The sequence below is a fragment of the Variovorax sp. J2P1-31 genome, from assembly GCF_030317215.1.
Lineage (GTDB): Bacteria > Pseudomonadota > Gammaproteobacteria > Burkholderiales > Burkholderiaceae_C > Variovorax.
In genome coordinates, this window is record NZ_JASZYA010000002.1 from 1,685,587 (window position 1) to 1,707,540 (window position 21,954).

The 21,954-nt window shown below is 70.3% G+C and carries 18 protein-coding genes; 7 read left to right on the forward strand and 11 right to left on the reverse strand.

Going from position 1 to position 21,954, the window contains the following annotated elements; genetic code table 11:
• Positions 1–6: 6 nt before the first annotated feature.
• The gene (locus QTI20_RS19050) at positions 7–924 is read right to left on the reverse strand and encodes an amino acid ABC transporter substrate-binding protein (protein ID WP_286553120.1); all 918 of its coding nucleotides are present in this window, start codon (positions 922–924) and stop codon (positions 7–9) included.
• A gap of 49 nt (positions 925–973) precedes the next feature.
• Entirely contained in the window at positions 974–2,320 is a 1,347-nt protein-coding gene (locus QTI20_RS19055) for an aspartate aminotransferase family protein (protein ID WP_286553121.1), read from the reverse strand.
• A 125-nt stretch (positions 2,321–2,445) separates the two neighbouring features.
• On the opposite strand from QTI20_RS19055, the gene QTI20_RS19060 reads away from it, so the two are divergent.
• Positions 2,446–3,309 carry a MurR/RpiR family transcriptional regulator gene (locus QTI20_RS19060; protein ID WP_286553123.1) on the forward strand — a complete coding sequence of 288 codons (864 nt, stop codon included), beginning with the start codon at positions 2,446–2,448 and terminating at the stop codon, positions 3,307–3,309.
• Here QTI20_RS19060 and QTI20_RS19065 read toward each other — a convergent pair.
• The 8 genes from QTI20_RS19065 to QTI20_RS19100 all read right to left on the reverse strand — a co-directional run bounded on the left by QTI20_RS19065 (position 3,306) and on the right by QTI20_RS19100 (position 15,510).
• Complete coding sequence (locus QTI20_RS19065) at positions 3,306–4,139, reverse strand: IclR family transcriptional regulator (protein WP_286553125.1); 834 nt, start codon at positions 4,137–4,139, stop codon at positions 3,306–3,308. The genes QTI20_RS19060 and QTI20_RS19065 overlap by 4 nt on opposite strands.
• Positions 4,140–4,201: 62 nt before the next feature.
• Positions 4,202–4,921: an SDR family NAD(P)-dependent oxidoreductase gene (locus QTI20_RS19070; protein ID WP_286553127.1), complete on the reverse strand. Its 720-nt coding sequence runs from the start codon at positions 4,919–4,921 to the stop codon at positions 4,202–4,204.
• A 25-nt stretch (positions 4,922–4,946) separates the two neighbouring features.
• Positions 4,947–5,681, reverse strand: a complete 735-nt coding sequence (locus tag QTI20_RS19075; RefSeq protein WP_286553131.1) for an SDR family NAD(P)-dependent oxidoreductase — start codon at positions 5,679–5,681, stop codon at positions 4,947–4,949.
• A complete protein-coding gene (locus QTI20_RS19080) occupies positions 5,678–6,205 on the reverse strand; it encodes a 2,4'-dihydroxyacetophenone dioxygenase family protein (protein ID WP_286553133.1) in 528 nt (175 codons plus the stop codon). The genes QTI20_RS19075 and QTI20_RS19080 overlap by 4 nt, the downstream gene beginning before the upstream one ends.
• A gap of 73 nt (positions 6,206–6,278) precedes the next feature.
• Positions 6,279–7,688, reverse strand: coding sequence for an efflux transporter outer membrane subunit (locus QTI20_RS19085; protein WP_286553135.1), 1,410 nt, complete (start codon positions 7,686–7,688; stop codon positions 6,279–6,281).
• Positions 7,689–7,708: 20 nt separating this feature from the next.
• A complete protein-coding gene (locus QTI20_RS19090) occupies positions 7,709–10,912 on the reverse strand; it encodes an efflux RND transporter permease subunit (RefSeq protein ID WP_286553137.1) in 3,204 nt (1,067 codons plus the stop codon).
• 136 nt (positions 10,913–11,048) lie between these two features.
• Complete coding sequence (locus tag QTI20_RS19095; protein ID WP_286553139.1) at positions 11,049–14,147, reverse strand: efflux RND transporter permease subunit; 3,099 nt, start codon at positions 14,145–14,147, stop codon at positions 11,049–11,051.
• Positions 14,148–14,160: 13 nt separating this feature from the next.
• Positions 14,161–15,510, reverse strand: coding sequence for an efflux RND transporter periplasmic adaptor subunit (locus tag QTI20_RS19100; RefSeq protein ID WP_286553141.1), 1,350 nt, complete (start codon positions 15,508–15,510; stop codon positions 14,161–14,163).
• A gap of 302 nt (positions 15,511–15,812) precedes the next feature.
• Between QTI20_RS19100 and QTI20_RS19105 the strand changes: the two genes are divergently transcribed.
• Genes QTI20_RS19105 through QTI20_RS19125 form a run of 5 tightly spaced genes read left to right on the forward strand, consistent with a single transcriptional unit; the run spans position 15,813 to position 19,550 of the window.
• Positions 15,813–16,334 carry a DUF6622 family protein gene (locus QTI20_RS19105; protein ID WP_286553142.1) on the forward strand — a complete coding sequence of 174 codons (522 nt, stop codon included), beginning with the start codon at positions 15,813–15,815 and terminating at the stop codon, positions 16,332–16,334.
• Positions 16,335–16,368: 34 nt separating this feature from the next.
• Positions 16,369–17,316, forward strand: coding sequence for a sterol desaturase family protein (locus tag QTI20_RS19110; RefSeq protein WP_286553144.1), 948 nt, complete (start codon positions 16,369–16,371; stop codon positions 17,314–17,316).
• A 43-nt stretch (positions 17,317–17,359) separates the two neighbouring features.
• Complete coding sequence (locus QTI20_RS19115) at positions 17,360–17,656, forward strand: 2TM domain-containing protein (RefSeq protein ID WP_286553146.1); 297 nt, start codon at positions 17,360–17,362, stop codon at positions 17,654–17,656.
• The gene (locus tag QTI20_RS19120; RefSeq protein WP_286553147.1) at positions 17,653–18,735 is read left to right on the forward strand and encodes a sensor histidine kinase; all 1,083 of its coding nucleotides are present in this window, start codon (positions 17,653–17,655) and stop codon (positions 18,733–18,735) included. Before QTI20_RS19115 ends, QTI20_RS19120 begins: the two co-directional genes overlap by 4 nt.
• On the forward strand, positions 18,732–19,550 hold the full coding sequence (locus QTI20_RS19125) for a LytR/AlgR family response regulator transcription factor (protein WP_286553148.1): 819 nt from the start codon (positions 18,732–18,734) through the stop codon (positions 19,548–19,550). The genes QTI20_RS19120 and QTI20_RS19125 overlap by 4 nt, the downstream gene beginning before the upstream one ends.
• 73 nt (positions 19,551–19,623) lie before the next feature.
• Here QTI20_RS19125 and QTI20_RS19130 read toward each other — a convergent pair whose 3' ends face one another.
• Positions 19,624–19,965: a hypothetical protein gene (locus QTI20_RS19130; protein ID WP_286553150.1), complete on the reverse strand. Its 342-nt coding sequence runs from the start codon at positions 19,963–19,965 to the stop codon at positions 19,624–19,626.
• Between the two features lie 171 nt (positions 19,966–20,136).
• Here QTI20_RS19130 and QTI20_RS19135 point away from each other — a divergent pair, with 171 nt between their 5' ends.
• Entirely contained in the window at positions 20,137–21,954 is a 1,818-nt protein-coding gene (locus QTI20_RS19135) for a glutamine--tRNA ligase/YqeY domain fusion protein (RefSeq protein WP_286553152.1), read from the forward strand.

Genomic DNA, 21,954 nt, shown 5'->3' on the forward strand with positions numbered 1-21,954 from the left:
GAAGGCTCAGATGCCCTTGGACGACGGGTTGGCGAAAGCCTCCTTCGTCTCGGCATTGAGCGGGTAGTTGATGTTGATGTTCTTCGGCGGGATGGGCGAGGTGAACCACTTGTTGTAGAGCTTCTCCATCTCGCCGGATTTCATCATGCCGCCGACCACGCGGTCCACCAGCGCCTTGAATTCCGGATCGTCCTTGCGCAGCATCAGCGCCTGGTTCTCGGTGCGCAGGCTCTCGCCGGTGATGATGAAGTCCTTGGGGTTGCGTGCATTGGCGATCTGGCCCGCGAGCAGGATGTCGTCGAGCACGAAGGCCTGGGCACGGCCGCTCTCCACCAGCAGGAAGGAGTCGGAATGGTCCTTGCCGCCCAGGTTGTTGACCTCGAGGTTGCGCCCCTTGTCGGCCTCGCGCAGCAGGCGGAACGAGGTGGTGCCGGTGGTCGTGACCACCGTCTTGCCCTGCAGGTCGGCGATGCTGCGGATGCCCGAATCGGCGCGCACCAGCATGCGCACGTTGTAGCGGAAGATGTCCGGCGAGAAGGCCACCTGCTTCTGCCGCTCGACCAGGTTGGTGGTGGAGCCGCACTCGATGTCCACCGTGCCGTTGGCCACCAGCGGAATCCGGTTGGCCGAGGTGACGGCCTGGTACTTGATGTCGATCGCCGGCAGCTGCAGCTCGGTCTTCACCGCCTCGACGATGCGGTTGCAGATCTCGATGCTGTAGCCCACGGGCTTGAGGTTGGCGTCGAGGTAGGAGAAGCCGAAGGACGATTCGCGGTAGCCGTAGGTGATGGCACCGGTGGCCTTGATCTTGGCCAGCGTGCCGCCCTCCTGGGCCTGGACCGCGGCGACAGGCCACAGCGCGGCGGCGCCGAGCAGCAGCAAGGCATTCAGGACCGACAGGCGAAAGACGGACGGGACGGGCATGGCGAAGCTCCTCGAGGAAGGTTGAAGAAGAAAAGGCGAAAGGAAAAACTCAGCGCGCGGCCGGCACGTCGGGCGAACGCATGACGGCGGCGATCGACGACGCGAGCAGCTCGGCGATGCGTGCGAGCTCGGCGCGCTGCGCGACGAAGGGGGGCGCCAGCAGCACGTGGTCGCCGCGGCGGCCGTCCACGGTGCCGCCGAAGGGGTAGCACAGCAGGCCCTGGGCCATCGCCTCCTGCTTGATGCGTGCGTGCAGCCTCAACGCCGGGTCGAAGGGCGTCTTCGCGGCGCGATCGGCCACCAGCTCGACGCCCCAGAAGAAGCCGCGGCCGCGGATGTCGCCCACGTACGCCTCTGCACCCAGCGCCTCGCGCAGCAGTCCGCCGAAGACCTCGCCCTCCGCGCGCACCCTGGCCAGCAGGCCGTCGCGGTGGATCACGCGCTGTACGGCCAGCGCCGCCGCGCAGGCCACGGGATGGCCCAGGTAGGTGTGGCCGTGCTGGAAGAAGCCGCTGCCGCCGGACATCGCCTCGACGATGCGGCGCTGCGCCAGCACCGCGCCCACCGGCTGGTAGCCGCCGCCCAGGCCCTTGGCGATGGTCACCAGGTCGGGCACCACCTGCTCCTGCTCGCAGGCGTAGAGCGTGCCGGTGCGGCCCATGCCGCACATCACCTCGTCGAGGATCAGCAGCACGCCATGGCGGTCGCACACCTCGCGCACCGCCTTGAAGTAGCCGGGCACCGGCGTCAGCACGCCGGCGGTGGCGCCTCCGACCGTCTCGGCCACAAAGGCGATCACGCGTTCGGGTCCCTGCGCCACGATGGCGGCCTCGAGCTCCTCGGCCAGGCGCTGGCCGTAGGCCGCGGGCGTCTCGTCGTCACGCTGCTCGCGGTAGGGATAGCAGGGCGCGACATGCGTGGCCGGCACCAGCAGCGGCGCGAAGGGCGCGCGCCGCCATTCGTTGCCACCCACCGCCAGCGCGCCCAGCGTATTGCCGTGGTAGCTCTGGCGCCGCGCGATGAAGTGGGTGCGCTGCGGCTGGCCGATCTCGACGAAGTACTGGCGCGCCATCTTGAGCGCCGCCTCGACCGCCTCCGAACCGCCGCTCACCAGGTAGACGTGCTCCATGCCTTTGGGCGCGGTGCGCACCAGTTCGTCGGCCAGCTGCTCGGCCACCCCGGTGGTGAAGAAGCTGGTGTGGGCATAGGCCAGCGCATCGACCTGCGCGTGCATGGCGGCGATCACGTCGGGATGGCCGTGGCCCAGCGAGGACACGGCCGCGCCGCCCGAGGCGTCGAGATAAGTGCGGCCGGCCGCGTCGCGGATCTGCAGGCCCTGGGCCGACACGGCGACCGGCGGTGTCTGGTGGAGATGGCGGTGGAAGACGTGCGTCAAGACAGGAAACTCCGTTGGAACCAATGTGCCGGCCGATTCTGATTTGGAACATTTGTTCCGTCAAGCACAATCTGGAACAGCCGTGTTCCAGCCGGCACATTCGTTCCAAGCACAAGGGAAAGACCATGGGCGTGAAAGCCGACCTCCTCCAGCGTTTCGCCGACCTCAGCCCCGCGCTGCAGCAGGTCGCGCGCCATGTGCTGGACCATCCCAACGACGTGGTGACCAGCTCGATGCGCACCGTCGGCACACGTGCCGGCAGCACGCCGGCCACGCTGGTGCGCTTCGCCCAGCACCTGGGCTATGCGGGCTGGCCGCAGTTCAAGGAGGCGGTGGCCTCGGACATGGGCCTGGGCTCCGACGCCTACGGCGCGCGCGCCAAGGCGCTGGTCGGCCGCGCGGCCGACCACACGCTGGCCGGCGAGATGTTCGAGGTGCAGCGCCGCAACCTCGACGCCACGCACCGCCAGAGCGGCGCCGCGCTGGAGAAGGCCTGCGCGCTGCTGGAGAAGGCCGGCGCGGTGCATGCCACGGGCTTCCGGGCCTGCTTCCCGATCGCCTTCTCCTTCGTCTACGTGTACCGGCTCTTCCGCAACAGCGTGCACCTGGTCGACGGCCAGGGCGGCTCGCTCGAGATGCAGCAGCGCGCCTTCGCCAAGGGCGACGCGCTGGTGGTGGCCAGCTTCGCGCCCTACTCGCGCGAGGCGGTGCAGGTGGCGCAGGCGGCCAAGGCCGCGGGCTGCAAGCTGGTGGCGATCACCGACAGCCTGGCCTCGCCGCTCGCGCTGATGGCCGACGAGACCCTGCTCTTCGCGATCCAGAGTCCGTCGTTCTTCCCCTCGATCGCGGCCGGCGTGGCGGTGGCCGAGGCGCTGGTGGAGATGCTGGCCAGCCGCGCGGGCAAGCCGGTGGTCCGGCGCATCGACCAGGCCGAGGCGCAGCTGTTCGAGTCGGGCGCCTATGTGTCGGCGCCGCGTTCGCGCAGCTAGAGGATGTCCGCGGCCGACAGCGCCGGCGTCTGCGCGATGCGCTCGGAGATCGCGCGGCAGGCCTCGAGCAGCGGCGCGACATAGGCCTGCTCGGGATCGTCCTTCTGGCGGAACACCAGCGTGCTCACGCTGATGGCCGCCACCGGCGCGCCCGTGCCGCCGCGGATCACGGCGCCGAAGCAGAAGATGCCGGCCTCGTTCTCCTCGTTGTCGACCGACCAGCCGCGCGTGCGCGTGAGCGCGACCTGCGCGCGCAGCGCATCGAGGTCGGTGGCGGTGTTCGCGGTGTAGCGCGGCAGCGGCAGGCCCTGCAGCAGCGGCGCCAGCGCGGCCTCGTCGAGGGCCGCCAGGTAGGCCTTGCCCACGGCCGTGGCGTGCAGCGACACGCTGGTGCCGATGCGCGAGCTCATGCGCACCGCGCTCGGGCTCTCGAGCTTCTCGATGTAGACCATGCTGCTGCCGTTGGGCACCGCGAGGTGCACGGTCTCGCCCGTGAGGTCGCGCAGGCGCTTGAGCTCGTCGACCGCGGCCAGCCGCAGTTCGGAGCGGCCCCAGCTGCGGCTCGCGAGCTGGATCAGCCGCGGGCCCAGCGCGAGCATGCCGCTGCGTTCGTTCTCCACCAGCAGCCGCTCGGCGATCAGCGCCGCGACGATGCGGTGCACGGTCGGCCGCGGATAGCCGCTGGCGCGCATCAAGGCCGCGACGTTGACCGGTTCCTGTGCATCGGCCACCAGCTGCAGCACGTGCATGAACTTGGAGAACGATGCGGTGCCCGCGACCTGCGCCGAGACGGGCGTGGCGGTGGCAGCGGGAGACCGGAGAGCAGGCATGGGAGGAAGGAAGAAGGGAGGTGAGCGAAGGGCCGCGCGATTATCTCCGCGGCCCCGCGCGCTCAGGAGACCATGTAGCCGCCATCGACAGGCAGGATCACGCCGGTCATGAAGGCCGCGGCCGGCGTGCACAGGAACACCGCCGCGCGCGCCACGTCGTCGGGCGTGCCCCAGCGGCCCAGCGGCGTGCGCGCGAGGATCGGGCCGGCGCGGGCCGGGTCGTCCTGCAGCGCCTGCGTGAGCGGCGTCGCGATCCAGCCCGGCGCCACCGCGTTCACGCGGATGCCGTCGGCCGCATAGGCGATGGCCAGCGACTTGGTGAGCTGGGCCACGCCGCCCTTGCTGGCCGCATAGCCCGGCACCAGCCCGCCGCCGAAGAAGCTCAGCATCGATGCCGTGTTGACGATGCAGCCGCCGCTGGCCTTGAGCCGCGCGCGCGTGGCGCCGCACACCCGCATGGTGCCGGTGAGGTTCACCGCCAGCACGCGCTCGAAGACTTCGAGGTCGTGCTCGGCGCCGCGCTGGATGATGCCGGCGCAGTTGAAGACGATGTCCAGCCGCTCGATGGGCGCGAGCGCCGCCTCGACGCTCTCGGCCGAGGTCACGTCGGCCTGCTTGACCTCGACGGCCGCATCCAGCGTGCCGTCGCCGTTGCCCAGCCCGATGGCCGTGACCTGCGCGCCCAGCGCGGCCAGGTGGTTGGCGATGACGGCACCGATGCCCTGCGTCGCGCCCGACACCAGCGCGCGCTTGCCCCTGAAGAGATCTGCCTGATAGGTCATGAGAAGAAGAAAAAGAGATTCGGGATCAATAGGTCGCGCGGCCGCCCGAGAGGTCGAACACCGCGCCGGTGCTGAAGCTGCAGGAGCCCGAGCACAGCCAGGCCACCATCTCGGCGACTTCGAAGGGCTCGCCCAGCCGCTCCATCGGGCTCTTGTCGACCATGGCCTGCACATGCGCGATCGACATCTGCGACAGGATCGGCGTGCGCACCGCGGCCGGCGCGATGGCGTTCACCAGGATGCCGGTGGTCGCGAGTTCCTTGCCCAGCGACTTGGTCAGCGCCAGCACGCCGGCCTTGGCCGCGCTGTAGGCCGAGGCGTTGGGCGTGCCTTCCTTGCCGGCCAGCGAGGCGATGTTGACGATGCGGCCCGCGCCCGCGGCGCGCATGGTGGGCACCACCGCGCGACAGACGTTGAAGGTGCCCACCAGGTTGACCTCGACGATGCGCGCCCAGAGCGCGGGGTCGTAGTCCTCCAGCGGCAGCGTCGGGCCGGTGAAGCCCGCGCTGTTGACCAGGAAGTCGATGCGGCCGAAGCGCGCCAGCACTTCCTGCGCGGCGTTGTCCACGCCCGTGCGGTCGCTCACGTCCACCTGCCAGGCCTCGGCGTCGACGCTCTCGGCCACGTCCCACAGCGCCACCCGCGCCCCGCTCTCGCGCAGCCGGCTCGCCACCTCGGCGCCGATGCCGCTCGCGCCGCCGGTGACGATCGCCACGCTGCCCGCGAAGTCGTAGCGTGCGTTGCCGTAGGCCTGGCTCATCGGATGAACTGCTTGGTGAAGTCCGCGCCCAGGCCCACGGCCTCGAAGTGCTTGCGGCACATGTCGATCTTGGTGAACACGTCCTCGTAGCCCATGCCCTTGCCCCAGGGGTCGGTGTAGTACATGACACCGTTGACCTGGAAGTAGGTGATCATTTCCTCGACGTCTTCCGGCACGTAGAGCGTGTGGGTCTCGCCCGGCGGCTCGAACACGTAGCTGCCCTCGGTGGCTTCCCAGTCGTGCTCGAGGTAGCGCCAGCGGCCCTTGAGCACGAAGCCGTGCACCGCCTGCGGATGGCGGTGGCGGCTCAGCACGCCCGACTTGCGCACCCGCAGCAGGTTCATCCAGTAGCCCTGGCTCGCGTTGAGGCACAGCGGGCGGAACCACACGTTCTCCGCCTGCGGCACCCACAGGCGCTCGTCCTGCGGGATCGCGTGGTTGATCACGATCTCCGGCAGCGCGTCCGGCGGGTTCGGGTACTGGTAGGGAGTCTTGGGGTTGGGGTCGTTGGCGTCGACGGGCATTTCATCTGTCCATAATGTGGATGGGTGTCCATATTGTAGATAGATGCGATTCGGGCCTGTGCCGGAGTAACCCTCAATCCGGTGCGGTCCAGCCGCCGCCGAGGCCCTGGATCAGCGTCACGGCCGCGTTCTGGCGGTTGACCTGCAGCTGCAGCACCGTGCGGCGCGCGCTCAGCGCCGAGGCCTGCGCCGTGACCACCTCGGTGTAGCTCACCTGCCCCGCGCGGTAGCGGTTGAGGATCTGCTGCTCGGTCAGGTCGGCCGCGGCCGAGGCCTCGCGGCGCAGCGCTTCCTGCTGGGCCAGGCTGGCGGTGGCGGTGAGCTGGTCCTCGACGCCCTGGAAGGCGGTGAGCACGGTCTGGCGGTAGCGCGCCACCGCGGCCTCGTGCGCGGCCTTGGCCGAATCGACGCGCGCGTCGATGGCGCCCGCATCGAAGATCACCTGCGCGGCCGACAGGCCCAGCGACCACAGCGTGTTCGAGGCGCCGAACAGGTCCGACACGCGGCTCGACGAACGGCCCAGCGAGGCGCTGAGGCTGAAGCTCGGGTAGTAGGCCGCGCGCTCGACGCCGATCTGCGCATTGGCCGCGGCCACGGCGCGCTCGGCCGAGGCGATGTCGGGCCGGCGCTGCAGCAAGGTCGAGGGCACGCCCAGCGGCACCGATGGCACGGTCGGGGTCCAGGTGGCGGCCACCGGGATGCGGAAGTCGGCCGGCGCCACGCCCACCAGCACCGCGATCGCATGCTCCAGCGTGTCGCGCGTGCGCTGCAGCGCGACCCGTTCGGCGCGCGTGTTGACCAGCGTGGTCTGGGCCTGCAGCACGTCGCTCTGCGCCGCGATGCCGGCCTCGTAGCGGTTGCGCGCGATGGTCAGCGAGCGTTCGTAGCCTTCGAGCGTGGTCGCCAGCAGTGCCAGTTCGGCATCGGCCTCGCGCAGCGAGAAGTAGTTCGACGCCAGCGCACCCTGGGCCGATAGCCGCGCCGCCGCGAGATCGGCCGCGCTGGCCTGGGCCTGGGCCGCGGCGCTGTCCACCGCCAGGCCGAGCCGGCCCCAGACGTCGGGCGCCCAGTCGGCACCCAGCGTCGCGTTGGCGCTGCCGCTGGCGGTGCCGGTGTCGCGGTTGCCGTTGCGCGAGGCGCCGCCCGTCAGCGACACGCTGGGCAGCAGCCCGGCGCGCTGCTGGCGCACCAGCGCGCTCGCCTGCGCATAGCTGGCCACCGCCGCGGCGATGTTCTGGTTCGACACCTGCACCCGATCGGCCAGCGCGTTCAGGTCGGCGTCGCCGAACAGCAGCCACCACGGGCCGCGCTCCAGCGCATCGGCCGGGGCGGCGGGCAGCCAGCCTTCGGCCGCGGGCGCCTCCTTCCAGGCACTCGGGGCGTCCAGCGCAGGGCGTTCGTAGCGTGGCCCGACCGCGCAGGCGCTGAGCGCGGCCGCGGCGGCCAGCACGGTCAGGGTGGACAGGAAGCGTCGGGAGGTCATGTCAGGTCGTTTTCTTCTCTTCAGGCCGCGGTGGGGGCCGCATCGGGCCGGGCCAGATGGCGTTCGTTGGGGGAGCGGCGGCGCAGCTTGTCCATCAGCACGTAGACCACGGGCGTGGTCAGCAGCGTCAGCAGCTGGCTCGCGATCAGCCCGCCGACGATGGCCACGCCCAGCGGCTGGCGCAGCTCGGCGCCCTGGCCGAAGCCGATGGCCAGCGGCAGCGCGCCCAGCGCCGCGGCCAGCGTGGTCATGAGGATCGGGCGGAAGCGCAGCATGCAGGCCTCGCGCACCGCCTCGGTGGCGCTCAGGCCGCGCGCGCGTTCGGCATCGAGCGCGAAGTCGATGATCAGGATGGCGTTCTTCTTGACGATGCCGATCAGCAGGAACACGCCGATCAGCGCGATCAGCGAGAACTCCATGCGCAGCACCATCAGCGCCAGCACCGCGCCCACGCCGGCCGAGGGCAATGTCGTGAGCACCGTGATCGGATGGATCAGGCTCTCGTAGAGCACGCCCAGCACGATGTAGATCACCACCAGCGCCGCCAGCACCAGGAACAGCTGCTGGCCCTGCGACTGCTGGAAGGTGGCGGCCGTGCCGCCGAAGCTGCCGCGCACGTTGATCGGCATCGCGATGTCGGCCGTGGCCTGGTCGATGATCGCCTGCGCCTGGCCCAGCGTGGCGCCGGCCTCGAGGTTGAAGGAGATGGTGCTCGAGAGTTCGCCGCCGTCGTGCGAGATCGAGGTCGGGATCGCGCGTTCGGACAGCTTCGAGATCACGCTGAGCGGCACCATGGTGGTGGCGCTGGTGCTCAGCGGCGCGCCGGTGGAGGCACCGCGCTGGCCCGGGTTGGCCGAGGTCGTGGTCACGGCCACCCCGCTCGCCGTGACCGCCGAGGCGGGCACGTACAGGTCCTTGAGCGCCACCGGGCCCTGCATGAACTTCGGCGCCCACTCCATGATCACCGCGTACTGGTTGAGCTCGTCGTAGATGGTCGCGACCGAGCGCTGGCCGAAGGCGTTGTAGAGCGCGCTGTCGATGCTGCTCGAGGTGATGCCCATGCGGGACGCGGTCTCGCGGTCGACCGTGACATAGGTCTCGACGCCGTTGTCCGACTGGTCGCTGTCGATGTCGGTCAGCGCCGTCTCCTGCTTGAGCCGGTCGGCCAGCTTGCCCACCCACAGCCGCAGGTCGGCGATGTTGTCGGCCTTGAGCGTGTACTGGTAGGTCGAGTTGCTCGAGCGCCCGCCGCCGCGCAGGTCCTGCACCTGGCCCAGGAACACACGCAGGCCGGTGAGCTTGTCGAGCTGCGGCCGCAGGCGTGCGATCACGGCCTGGCTGCTCACCGAGCGTTCGCCGGCCGGCTTGAGGTTGACGAACATGAAGCCGCCGCCCGCGCGGCTGCCGCCCGAGAAGCCGACCACGGTGTCGACCGCCGGGTCCTTGCGGATGATGTCGACCGCCTCGCGCAGCTTGTTGCCCAGCGCCTCCGACGAGATGCTCTGGTCGGCGCGCAGGCCGCCGTTGAGCTGGCCGTTGTCGGTCTGCGGGAAGAAGCCCTTGGGCACCTTCGCGAACAGGTAGACGTTGAGCCCGACCACCGCCAGCAGGATGAAGATCACCAGGCCCTTGCTCGCCAGCGCCCAGTCGAGCGAACGCTCGTAGCCGCGCAGCACCTTGTCGTAGCCGCGCTCGGCCCAGCGCGCGGGCCACGAAGGCCGGCGCGGCGGGCCTTCGAGCTTGGGCTCGGCCCGCAGCAGCACCGCGCACATCATGGGCGTGGTGGTCAGCGAGATCACCAGCGAGATCAGCACCGCGGCCGACAGCGTGATCGCGAACTCGCGGAACAGCCGGCCCACCTGCCCATCCATGAACAGCAACGGGATGAACACCGCCACCAGCGACAGGCTGATCGACAGCACCGTGAAGCCCACCTCGCGCGCACCGCGCAGCGCGGCCTCGACCCGGCCCATGCCGGCCTCGATGTGGCGCATGGTGTTCTCGAGCACCACGATGGCGTCGTCGACCACGAAGCCGGTGGCCACGGTCAGCGCCATCAGGCTCAGGTTGTTGAGGCTGAAGCCCAGCAGGTACATCACGCCGAAGGTGCCCAGCAGCGACACCACGGTGGCCACGGCCGGCACGATGGTGGCGCGCGCCTTGCGCAGGAACAGCCCCACCACCAGCACCACCAGCACGATCGAGACCACCAGCGTGAGCTCGATCTCCTTGAGCGAGGCGCGGATCGAGTTGGTGCTGTCCGACGCCACCTGCACGTCGATGTCCTGCGGCAATTGGGCACGCAGCTCGGGGATCAGCGCGCGCACGCGGTCGACGGTCTCGATGATGTTGGCGCTGGGTTCGCGCGTGATCAGCACGATGATCGCGGGCTGCCCGTTGAACAGCCCCAGCGTGCGCCGGTTCTCGACCCCGTCGACCACGTTGGCCACGTCCGACAGTCGCACCGCCGCGCCGTTGCGCCAGGCCACGATCATCGAGCGGTACTCGCTGGCCTTGCGCGCCGGCGAGGGCGTGTAGATCTGCAACCGCCGGCCCTCGCCCTCGATCGCGCCCTTGGGCCGGTTGGCGTTGGTGGCCTGGATGGCGGCGCGCACGTCCTCGGTGCTGATGCCGTAGCGGTTGAGCGCGAAGGGCAGCAGCTCGACCCGCACCGCCGGCAGCGAGCCGCCGCCGATCTCGACGTCTCCCACGCCCTCGACCTGCGACAGGCGCTGGCTCACGATGTTGGACACCGCGTCGTAGATCTGGCCGGGCGTCTTGGTCTTGGAGGTCAGCGCCAGGATCACCACCGGCGCCGAGGCCGGGTTGGCCTTGCGGTAGGTCGGGTTGCTGCGCAGCGAGGCCGGCAGGTCGACGCGGGCGGCGTTGATCGCCGCCTGCACCTCGCGCGCCGCGCCGTCGATGTTGCGGTTGAGGTCGAACTGCAGCGTGACGCGGGCCGAGCCGGTCGAGCTGTTCGAGGTCATCTCGTTGACGCCCGCGATGGTGCCCAGCCGCCGTTCCAGCGGCGTGGCCACGCTGCTGGCCATGGTGTCGGGGCTCGCGCCGGCCATCGAGGCGCTGACCGAGATGATCGGGAAGTCGACCTTGGGCAGCGGCGACACCGGCAGCACGAAGAAGGCCGCGATGCCCGCGAGCGCGATGCCGATGGTCAGCAGGATGGTGGCGATCGGGCGTTCGACGAAGGGTTTGGAGAGGTTCATGCCCGCATCCCTGTCTTGCCCCTTCCCCCTCTGGGGGAAGGCGGGGATGGGGGCAGCCACGCGCCCAGCGCCTCAGGCCGCGGGCCCCCACCCCAGCCCTCCCCCAGAGGGGGAGGGAGCGGATGCGCGAGGCCGTTCATGCTGCGCTCACCGCTTCACGCCGCCCGCCGAAGCGCCGCCCCAGCCGGTCGAAGGCCAGGTAGATCACGGGCGTGGTGAACAGGGTCAGCACCTGGCTCACGATCAGCCCGCCGAAGATCGCCAGGCCCAGCGGCCGGCGCAGTTCGGCGCCTTCGCCGAAGCCCAGCATCAGCGGGACCGCGGCGAACAGCGCGGCCAGCGTGGTCATGAGGATCGGGCGGAAGCGCAGCAGCGCCGCCTGGTGGATCGCCTCGAGGGGGCTCTTGCCCTGCTGCCGCTCGGCCTCGATCGCGAAGTCGATCATCATGATCGCGTTCTTCTTGACGATGCCGATCAACAGGATGATGCCGATGATCCCGATCACGCCGAGGTCGTTGCCCGTGACCATCAGCGCCAGCAGCGCGCCCACGCCGGCCGAGGGCAAGGTCGAGAGGATGGTCAGCGGATGGATGTAGCTCTCGTAGAGCACGCCCAGCACGATGTAGACGCACACCACCGCCGCCAGGATCAGCCACAGCTGGTTCGACAGCGACTTCTCGTAGGCGCCCGAGGCGCCCAGGAAGGTCATGGTCACGCCGGTCGGCAGGCCGATGTCCTTGGCGGCCTGGCGGATCGCGTCGACCGCGCGGCCCAGCGACACGCCGTCGGCGGTGTCGAAGCCCACCGTCGCGGCCGGGTACTGCGCCACGTGCGTGATCTGCAGCGGCGCGAGCTGCTCGCGGATGGTGGCGATGGACGCCAGCGAGGTCGGCGCGCCCGAACCGGTCGTGAGGTTCAGCGTGCCCAGCTGCTGCGGGGTCTCGATCGAATCGACCTTGGCCTCGAGGATCACGCGGTACTGGTTGGTCTCGGTGAAGATGGTCGAGACGATGCGCTGGCCGAAGGCGCTGTAGAGCACGTCGTCGACCGCGCTGGCCGTGACCGCCAGCCGCGAGGCGGTGGCACGGTCGATGTCGACATAGGCCGACAGGCCCTGCGCGCCGGCATCGCTGGTCACGTTGCGCACCTGCTTCACGTCCTGCAGCCGGGCGCGCAGCTTGTTGACCCATTCGGTGACCGTGGCCGAGTCCACGCCCTCGATCGAGAAGCGGTACTCGGTCGGGCCGGTCTCGGCGTCGATGGTCAGATCCTGCGTGGGCTGCAGGTAGAGCTTCACGCCCGCCACCTGCGCCACCCGCTCGCGCAGCCGGTTCATCGTGGCCTCCTGCGAGCCGCGGTCGGCCTTGAGGTTGATCAGCATGCGGCCGGTGTTGAGCATGGTGTTGTTGGCCGCGTCCACGCCGGTGAAGGAGCTCAGGCTCTCCACGTCGGGGTCGGCCAGCACGGCGCGCGCGGCCGCCTGCTGCAGCTCGGCCATGCGCGCATAGGAGACGTCCTGCGCGGCCTCGATGCGGCCCTGCAGCTGCCCGGTGTCCTGCGTCGGGAACAGGCCCTTGGGAATGAACACGTAGAGCAGCACCGTGAGCGCCAGCGTGGCCAGCGCGACGATCAGCGTCAGGCCCTGGCGGCGGAACACCCATTGCAGCATCAGGTCGTAGCGCGCGATCACGCGGTCGAAGAAGGCCTGCACCTTGCCGGCCAGGCCGCGCGTGGCGTTGTGCGGCTCGCTCTTCAACATGCGCGCCGACATCATCGGCACCAGCGTGAGCGAGACCACGGCCGAGATCAGGATGGTGATCGCCAGCGTGACCGCGAACTCGCGGAACAGCCGGCCCACCACGTCGCCCATGAACAGCAGCGGGATCAGCACCGCGATCAGCGAGACCGTGAGCGAGATGATGGTGAAGCCGATCTGCGTCGCGCCCTTGATGGCGGCGGCGAACGGCGCCTCGCCCTCCTCCAGGTAGCGCGCGATGTTCTCGATCATCACGATCGCGTCGTCGACCACGAAGCCGGTCGCGATGGTCAGCGCCATCAGGCTCAGGTTGTTGAGGCTGTAGCCCATCAGGTACATCACGCCGCAGGTGCCGATCAGCGAGATCGGCACCGACAGGCTGGCGATCAGCGTGGCGCGCCAGCTGTGCAGGAAGAAGAAGATCACCAGCACCACCATCACCACCGCCAGCACCAGCTCGATCTCGACGTGCTTGACCGAAGCCCGGATGCCGGTGGTGCGGTCGCTCAGCACCCGCACGTCCAACGTGGGCGGCAGGCCGGCCTGCAGCTCGGGCAGTTGGCGCTTGATCGCGTCGACCGTGGCGATCACGTTGGCGCCGGGCTGGCGCTGCACGTTCAGGATGATGCTGGGCGTGAGCTGCCCGTCGATGCCGGACCAGGCACCGAGCCGCGTGTTCTCGGCGCTGTCGACCACGCCCGCCACGTCGGACATGCGCACCGGCGCGCCGTTGCGGAAGGCCACGATCAGGTCGAGGTAGTCCTTGGCCGTGACCAGCTGGTCGTTGGCGTTGATGCTGTACGAGCGCTTGGGGCCGTCGAAGCTGCCCTTGGCGCTGTTGGAGTTGGCCGCCGAGATGGCGGTGCGCAGCGTGTCGAGGCCGATGCCGTAGGAAGCCAGCGCCTTGGTGTCGGCCTGGATGCGCACGGCCGGCCGCTGGCCGCCCGAGAGCGTGACCAGGCCCACGCCCGAGACCTGGCTGATCTTCTGCGCGAGCCGGGTGTTGACGATGTTCTGTACCTCGGTCAGCGGCATGGTGCCCGAGCTGATCGCGAGCGTGAGCACCGGCGCGTCGGCCGGGTTCACCTTGGCGTACACCGGCGGCGCGGGCAGGTCGGCCGGCAGCAGCGAGTTGCTGGCGTTGATGGCGGCCTGCACCTCCTGCTCGGCCACGTCCAGTGTCTCGGCCAGGCCGAACTGCAGCGTGATGATCGACACGCCCGAGGCGCTGGTCGAGCTCATGCGGTTCAGGCCCGACATCTGGCCGAACTGGCGCTCGAGCGGCGCCGTCACGGTGCGGCTCATGACCTCGGGGCTCGCGCCCGGGTAGAGCGTCTGCACCTGGATCGTCGGGTAGTCGACCTGCGGCAGCGCCGACAGCGGCAGGAAGCGGAAACCGACGAAGCCCGCGAGCACGATGGCGAGCATCAGCAGCGCGGTCGCGACCGGCCGCTCGATGAAGGGGCGCGACGGACTCATGGCTGGCGCGTCCTCATTCCGGCCGGCGGCGCGGGCCGGAGGCACCGCCGCGCGGCCCCGAGGCGCCATGGCGCGCGCCCGAGGCGCCGCCGCGCACGCGCGGCGCGGCCGGTGCGTCGGTGGGCAGTTGCACGGTGGTGCCGTCCTTCAGGCGGTCGCCGCCCTCGGTCACCACGCGCTCGCCTTCCTTGAGGCCCTCGGTGATCACCACCGACTCGACCGTCGATTCGCCGCGCTTCACGTTGCGCATCGACACCGTGCGGTCCTCGTTGATCACGTAGACGTAGTTGCCGGTGCCCGCGGTGCGCAGCGCCGTGACCGGCACCACCACCGCGCCCTCGACCGTGCGCAGCAGCAGCTGCACGTTGACGAACTGGCTCGGGAACAGCGTGCTGCCGGCGTTGCCGAAGCGGGCCTTGGCCTTGACCGTGCCGGTCTGCACGTCGACCACGTTGTCGAGCGTGGAGAAGACGCCGGTGTCCAGCGTGCTGGCCTTGGTGCGGTCGAGCGCCGTCACGCTGAGCTTCGCGCCCTGCGCCACGCGGCGCTCGATGTCGGGCACGCGGTCCTGCGGCACCGAGAACTGCACGTCGATGGGCGTCATCTGCGTGATCACGGCGATGCCGGTGGTGGCGCCGCCCGCCACGTAGTTGCCCGGGTCGACCGTGCGCAGGCCGACGCGGCCGCTGACCGGCGAGGTCACGCGGGTGTACTCGAGGTTGAGCCGCGCCGCGCCCTCGGCCGCCTTGTCGGTGGTCACCGTGCCTTCGAGCTGCTTGACCAGCGCGGCCTGGGTGTCGACGTCCTGGCGGGCGATGGAGTCCTGGCCCAGCAGCGTGCGGAAGCGCGCGAGCGTGACCCGCGCCGCCTCGAGCTGCGCCTCGTCGCGCACGCGCGTGCCCTGGGCCTGCATCAGCGCCTGTTCATAGGGGCGCGGGTCGATGCGGGCCAGCACGTCGCCCTTCTTGACGGTCTGGCCTTCGGTGAACAGCACGTCGGTCATCACGCCCGAGACCTGCGGGCGCAGCGTGATGGTCGTGACCGGCGTGACCGTGCCCAGCGCATCGAGATAGACCGGGATGTCGGCCCGCTTGGCCACCGCCATGCCCACGGTCACCAGCGGACCGGAACCGCCGCCGCCGGCCCGCGGGCCACCGGGCCCACCCGGTCCGCGTGCGCCGCCGCCTGGCCGCCCCCCGGGCGCGGCATCGGCCGGCGGCCGATTGGCCAGGTACCACGCGGTGCCGATCAGCGCCGCCAGCACCAGCAGCGCGATCGTGCCGCCGAGCCAGCGCCGACGCGGGCGCGGTGGGGCTTCGGTGGCCGGGGGGGTGGGGGTTGTTTCGGCGGGACGGTTGTCCATGGAGAGTCCTGAAGAGAGCCGCCGGTTGGACCGACGCGCGGAAATTTGCATCGAATCGTAGCCTGCGCCCGGCCGCGGATTGCGACGCTTCATCTGCCTGTCCGTAAACGGCGGGTAAAGCGCCGGGCCGCCGTCACGCCCCGCCGCCTCCGAGCGCATTTGGCGCCGCCGAGCCTCCGTTCGCGCCGCCTGCCGGCATTCCGTCGCACCGCGCTGGCGGGCGGCGGCGCTTCCCGGCACAGTCCGCTCCATCGCTTCCTGCCCCGCCATTCCACCCTCCCAACCTTCCACGGAGTGCCACCATGCTGATGCAAGTCATCCTCCATACCCCCAAGTGGGTGTTCGCCGTCTTCGCGCTGCTCATCTGGCTCGGCGCCAAGCAGATGCTCACCCACAGCGTGGGCCTGAACCGCGTCACCCTGATGCCCGTCGTCATGGGCGCGCTGTCGCTCTACGGCGTGATCTCCGTCTTCGGCGACGCCGTCGGCGCGCTGCTCGGCTGGGCGGTGGCCGTGGCCGCGATGCTGGCCCTGCTGCTGCAGCGCCCGCTGCCCGCCACCACCCGCTACGACGCGGCGGCACGCCGTTTCCACCTGGCCGGCAGCCCGGTGCCGCTGATGCTCATGATGGGCATCTTCCTGACCAAGTACCTGGTGGCCATCGCCCTGGCCATGCACCCCGAGCTGAAGCTGCAGCCCACCTTCGCCGTGCTGCTGCCCATGCTCTACGGCGCCTTCACCGGCGTCTTCGCGGCCCGCGCCGTGCGCCTGTGGAAGCTGGCCATCGCGACCGATTCGATGGCCGCCGGCGCCCGCGCGGCCTGACAATCCCGCCACCGTCCCACTGCCAGGAAGTGCCATGAGCGTGCTCTTGCTGATCCTCAAGCTGGCCGTCACCGTGGTGCTCGTGGCCTCGGTCGCCGAGGCCCTGGTGCTGTCCTGGCGCCATGGCTGGCGCAGCTACGACTGGAAGGCCTCCGCCATCTCGGTGGTCGACTTCCTGGTGCGCGAATACCCGCTGCGCTGGCTGCTGCCGCTGGCCTTCTGGACCGGCGCCATGGACTGGTTCTACGCCCACCGCCTGCTCACGCTGCCGATGGACCACTGGACCGGCTGGGCCGCCTGCTTCATCGGCCAGGAGTTCTGCTACTACTGGTACCACCGGTCGGCGCACCGGGTGCGCTGGTTCTGGTGCACCCATGCCATCCACCATTCGCCCAACCAGCTCAACCTGTCGGCCGCCTACCGCTTCGGCTGGACCGGCAAGCTCACCGGCACGCTGGCCTTCTTCATGCTGGCACCGCTGCTGGGCATGCCGCCGCGCGTGGTGCTGCTGATGTTCACGCTGAACCTGCTCTACCAGTTCTGGATCCACGCCACCTGGATCCCGCGCCTCGGGCCGCTGGAATGGGTGTTCAACACGGCCTCGGCGCACCGCGTGCACCATGCCTCGAACCTCGAATACCTAGACGGCAACTACGGCGGCGTGCTGATCGTGTTCGACCGCCTGTTCGGCACCTACATCCCCGAGCGCGCCGACCTGCCCTGCCGCTACGGCCTGGTGCGGCCGATCACCTCGCACAACCTGCTGGAGATCGAGTTCTCGCAATGGCGCGCGCTGTGGCGCGACCTGGCCTCGGCACGCTCGGCGCGCGCCTTCCTGGGCTACCTGGTCAAGCCGCCGGGCTGGCGGCCCGACGGGCCGGGCGAGACCACGGAAGAACTGCGGCAACGCGCCGCCCGCCCGCAGGAGACCCTGCCCGCTGACGCACCGCTCGACACCGGGCTGGGCATCGAACGCAGTTGAGCCCGCCCTCCATTCCCCACCCCTTATGCTGAGGAGCATCGCCATGGCCTACCCCGCTTCGAACCCCGCCCGTCCCGACCTCGAGCGCGCCGCCCGCCGCCGCGCCGGCGCCAAGATGGGCTGGTACATCCACGCCTTCGTCTACGTGCTGGTCAACCTGGGCCTGGTCACGCTGTCGGCCGCCAACGGCCACAGCTGGGCGGTCTATCCGCTCATGGGCTGGGGCCTGGGCCTGCTGGTCCATGGCGCGGTGGTCTGGCTGCTGGCGCCCGGCGGCGGCCTCTACGACCGGCTGCTGGAACGCGAGCGCCGCGCGCTGCGCGCCGGGGATCGCGGATGAGCCTGGCCGCGCCGAGCACGACCCCGCCGTCCCGGCGCCTTGCCGAAGACCTGCGGGACATGCTGCGGCACGGCCTGGTCACCGCCGTCTTCTGCTGCCTGATCGCCATCGCACTGACCGTCACCAAGGGCGGCGGCTGGGCCAACCACCTGGTCTATTCGCTGTCGATAGGCACCATCAGCTGGCTGTTCATCGACGGCTGCCGGCTGCTGCTGACCCGCGGCCGCGAGATCCGCTGGCCCTTCGGTTTCAGGGGCTACCTGGTGGTGGCGGTCGGCGTGACCCTGGGCTTCCTGGGCGGCAACCTCATCGGCGACGCCTGGATCGGCGCACCGGCCTTCGACTTCCTGGACTTCGCCGGCCACAAGCTGGCCACCGCGATCGTCATCACGCTCACCGCCACCGTCGGCATGTGCTTCTATTTCTACAGCCTGGGCAAGAGCAAGCACCTGCAGAGCCAGATCGAACTGGCCCAGCGCGCCGCCACCGAGGCCCGGCTCAAGCTGCTCGAAACGCAGCTCGAGCCGCACATGCTGTTCAACACCCTGGCCAACCTGCGGGTGCTGATCACGCTCGACCCGCCGCGCGCCGTGACCATGCTCGACCGGCTCAACAGCTACCTGCGCGTCACGCTGTCGGGCTCGCGCGCGCTGTCGCACCCGCTGGCGGCCGAGTTCGACCGGCTGGGCGACTACCTCGAGCTGATGGCCGTGCGCATGGGCCCGCGGCTGCGCTACACGCTGGACCTGCCGGCCGCGCTGCGCGAGGTGCCCGTGCCGCCGCTGCTGCTGCAGCCGCTGGTGGAGAACGCCATCCGGCACGGCCTGGAACCGCAGGTCGAGGGCGGCGAGATCACGGTGCGCGCGCGGCGCGAGGGCGACCGGCTGCGGCTGGAGGTGTGCGACACCGGCCAGGGCCAGGCCCCCGCGGGTGCCGCGCCGTCGGAAGGCGGCGGCTTCGGCCTGGCGCAGGTCAGGGAGAGGCTGGCGACCCTGCATGGAGACGACGGCGTCCTGCAGCTGCACCCCTTGCGCGGGGGCGGCACCTGCGCGAGCATCTCGTTCCCCTCACGCCCATGAATCCCACCGCCCTGATCGCCGAAGACGAGCCCCTGCTCGCCCAAGCCCTGCGCGCAGAGCTTGCGCTGGCCTGGCCCGAGCTGCAGGTGGTCGCCGGCGTGGGCGACGGCCTCAGCGCGGTGCGCGAGGCCCTGCGCCTGCTGCCGCAGATCCTGTTCCTGGACATCCGCATGCCCGGCCTCGACGGGCTGGCCGCCGCCGCCGAACTGGCCGACAACTGGCCGGCCGACGAGGCGCCGCTGCCCCAGCTGGTGTTCGTCACCGCCTACGACGAGTACGCGACCCGCGCCTTCGACGCCCAGGCCATCGACTACATCCTCAAGCCGGTGCAGCCCGAACGGCTCCGGCGCACCGTGGCCCGCCTCAAGGAAGCCATGGCGCTGCGCCGCTCGACCGCCGTGCCCGGCGAAGACGTGCTGGCCAGCACCCTGGCCCAGTGGCGCCGGCTGCTCAACGCGGCCGGCGACCCGGCCGGCACGCCGCTCAAGTTCATCACGGCCAGCGAGGCCGGCTCCTCGGGCGCGACCGTGCACATGGTGCCGATCGACGAGGTCCAGTATTTCGAGGCCGCCGACAAGTACGTGCGCGTGCTCACCGCGACGCGCGAATACCTGATCCGCACCCCCCTCAAGCAGCTGCTGCCGCAACTCGACGCCAACACCTTCCGGCAGGTGCACCGCGCGGTGGCCGTGCGCACCGACGCGATCGCCTCCGTGCACCGCGACGACGCCGGCAAGCTCTCGCTCACGCTGCGCGACCGCAGCGAGACCATCCCGGTCAGCCGGCTCTACGCCCACCTGTTCCGCGCGATGTAGCGCCCAAGAAAAAGCCGGCCTCGAGAGGCCGGCTGCTGGCGGGCGCGTTCAGGCGCGCCCGGGTCTTGGCGACTCAGCGCCAGTCGCGACGACCGTGGTCGTGGCGGTAGTAGCCACCGCCCCGGTAGTAGCCGGGTGCCGGCCGGTAATACACCGGCGGCGGTGCGTAATAGACCGGAGCAGGACGGTAATACACCGGCGGCGGTGCGTAATAGGTCGGCGGCGGCGCATAGTAGGTCGGCGGCGGGGCGTAGTAGGTGGGCGCGGGGGCGCCGAAGACCACGCCGGGCGTGTTGATGCCGATGGACCAGCTGACATCGCCACGGGCGCTGGCGGCCGAGGCGCCGAACAGCGCGGCGGCGGCCACCGCACCGGCGGCGGCCCACTTGAAGAAGGTAGAACGTGTGAGGCTCATGACGGGACTCCTGTGAAAACGGGGCGGTCGGCGGCGGGATGCCGGGGAATCGACCGGGGGCGACAACCGCCCATGCCTGTATTGAACGCGTCAGGCGTTAATCAGGTTCACTCGGCATCGTGAAGTTCGTTGCCAAAGGTAACGCCCGGACCCGCCGCCTAGAATGATCCCATGACCTCCCCTGTAGACAAAAGCGGCAACAAAACGCCCGCGGCCCCCAGCAATTTCCTGCGCCACGTCATCGAAAACGATCTCGAGCAGAAGACCTATGCCCAGCGCCAATGGGGCGGCTCGCCCGGCGACGCCGCCCACCACGCCCAGGGCATGGCCGACCCGGCCCAGGTCCGCATGCGCTTCCCGCCCGAACCCAACGGCTACCTGCACATCGGCCACGCCAAGAGCATCTGGCTGAACTTCGAGATGGCCAAGGAATACGGCGGCGTGTGCCACCTGCGCTTCGACGACACCAACCCCGAGAAGGAAGAGCAGGAATACGTCGACTCGATCCGCGAAGCCGTGCAGTGGCTGGGCTACGAGACCTACCTGGCCGACCGCCCCAGCGCGCCCGGCACCCTGCAGCCGCACGAGTACTTCGCGAGCAACTACTTCGACTTCATGTACCGCGCGGCCGAGTACCTGGTCGAGGCCGGCCTGGCCTATGTGGACGAGCAGACGCCCGAGGAGATGCGCGTCAACCGCGGCGACTTCGTCACGCCCGGCACCGACAGCCCCTTCCGAAGCCGCACGCCGGCCGAGAACCTGGCGCGCTTCCGCGCCATGCGCGACGGCCAGCTCGAGGACGGCGCCGCGGTGCTGCGCGCCAAGATCGACATGGCGAGCCCCAACATCAACATGCGCGACCCGGCGCTCTACCGCATCCGCCGGGCCACCCACCACAACACCGGCGACACCTGGTGCATCTACCCGATGTACACCTTCGCGCACCCGATCGAGGACGCGCTCGAGCAGATCACCCATTCGATCTGCACGCTGGAGTTCGAGGACCAGCGCCCCTTCTACGACTGGCTGCTCGACCGCCTGGCCGAAGGCAAGCTGATCGCCAGCCCGCACCCGCGCCAGTACGAGTTCGCGCGCCTCAACGTGACCCACGTGATCACCAGCAAGCGCAAGCTGCGCCAGCTGGTCGAGGAAGGCCACGTCGACGGCTGGGACGACCCGCGCATGCCCACCCTGGCCGGCCTGCGCCGCCGCGGCTACACGCCCGAAGCCCTGAAGCTCTTCTGCGAACGCAGCGGCGTGACCAAGTCCGGCGGCTGGATCGACTACGCGAGCCTCGAGGCCGCGCTGCGCGACACGCTGGACCCGATCGCCCCGCGCGCCATGGCCGTGCTGGACCCGGTCAAGCTGGTGATCACCAACTGGGGCGAGCTCATGGGCGGCGACGAAGTGCTCGACGACTGCACCGCGCCCCTGAACCCGCGCGACGCCGACGCCGGCCTGCGCCAGTTCAAGATCGGCCGCGAGGTCTGGGTCGAGCGCACCGACTACCAAGACGTGCAGCCCAAGGGCTTCTTCCGCCTGTTCCCTGGCAACAAGGTGCGCCTGAAGTACGGCCACACCATCGAATGCACCGGCGCCACGCGCGACGCCGACGGCCAGCTGCTCGAGATCCAGGCCACGCTGGTGCCCGACACCAAGAGCGGCACGCCGGGCGCCGACGCGGTCAAGGTCAAGGGCAACATCACCTGGGTCGCGGTCGCCGATGCACTGCCGGCCGAGGTGCGCCTCTACGAACGCCTGTTCGCGGCCGAGAAGCCGGGCAGCGGCGAGCTGCTGGAAGAACTCAACAAGAACAGCCTGAGCACCATCACGGCCTTCGTCGAGCCTTCCCTCGCGGGCGCCGAGGCCGGCGGCGCGGGCTTCCAGTTCGAGCGCCACGGCTACTTCGTGGTCGATTCGAAGGCCAGCGCCAGCGGTGCGCGCGTGTTCAACCGGGCGGCGGGGATGCGGGACGGCTGGGGGAAGTGA

Coding starts and splice junctions, on each gene's coding strand:
- QTI20_RS19095 (WP_286553139.1), bottom strand. CDS start 14,147: ATGAGTCCGTCGCGCCCCTTCATCGAGCGGCCGGTCGCGACCGCGCTG.
- QTI20_RS19130 (WP_286553150.1), bottom strand. CDS start 19,965: ATGAGCCTCACACGTTCTACCTTCTTCAAGTGGGCCGCCGCCGGTGCG.
- QTI20_RS19070 (WP_286553127.1), bottom strand. CDS start 4,921: ATGACCTATCAGGCAGATCTCTTCAGGGGCAAGCGCGCGCTGGTGTCG.
- QTI20_RS19105 (WP_286553142.1), top strand. CDS start 15,813: ATGCTGATGCAAGTCATCCTCCATACCCCCAAGTGGGTGTTCGCCGTC.
- QTI20_RS19115 (WP_286553146.1), top strand. CDS start 17,360: ATGGCCTACCCCGCTTCGAACCCCGCCCGTCCCGACCTCGAGCGCGCC.
- QTI20_RS19060 (WP_286553123.1), top strand. CDS start 2,446: ATGGGCGTGAAAGCCGACCTCCTCCAGCGTTTCGCCGACCTCAGCCCC.
- QTI20_RS19065 (WP_286553125.1), bottom strand. CDS start 4,139: ATGCCTGCTCTCCGGTCTCCCGCTGCCACCGCCACGCCCGTCTCGGCG.
- QTI20_RS19090 (WP_286553137.1), bottom strand. CDS start 10,912: ATGAACCTCTCCAAACCCTTCGTCGAACGCCCGATCGCCACCATCCTG.
- QTI20_RS19125 (WP_286553148.1), top strand. CDS start 18,732: ATGAATCCCACCGCCCTGATCGCCGAAGACGAGCCCCTGCTCGCCCAA.
- QTI20_RS19075 (WP_286553131.1), bottom strand. CDS start 5,681: ATGAGCCAGGCCTACGGCAACGCACGCTACGACTTCGCGGGCAGCGTG.
- QTI20_RS19135 (WP_286553152.1), top strand. CDS start 20,137: ATGACCTCCCCTGTAGACAAAAGCGGCAACAAAACGCCCGCGGCCCCC.
- QTI20_RS19110 (WP_286553144.1), top strand. CDS start 16,369: ATGAGCGTGCTCTTGCTGATCCTCAAGCTGGCCGTCACCGTGGTGCTC.
- QTI20_RS19085 (WP_286553135.1), bottom strand. CDS start 7,688: ATGACCTCCCGACGCTTCCTGTCCACCCTGACCGTGCTGGCCGCCGCG.
- QTI20_RS19120 (WP_286553147.1), top strand. CDS start 17,653: ATGAGCCTGGCCGCGCCGAGCACGACCCCGCCGTCCCGGCGCCTTGCC.
- QTI20_RS19100 (WP_286553141.1), bottom strand. CDS start 15,510: ATGGACAACCGTCCCGCCGAAACAACCCCCACCCCCCCGGCCACCGAA.
- QTI20_RS19080 (WP_286553133.1), bottom strand. CDS start 6,205: ATGCCCGTCGACGCCAACGACCCCAACCCCAAGACTCCCTACCAGTAC.
- QTI20_RS19050 (WP_286553120.1), bottom strand. CDS start 924: ATGCCCGTCCCGTCCGTCTTTCGCCTGTCGGTCCTGAATGCCTTGCTG.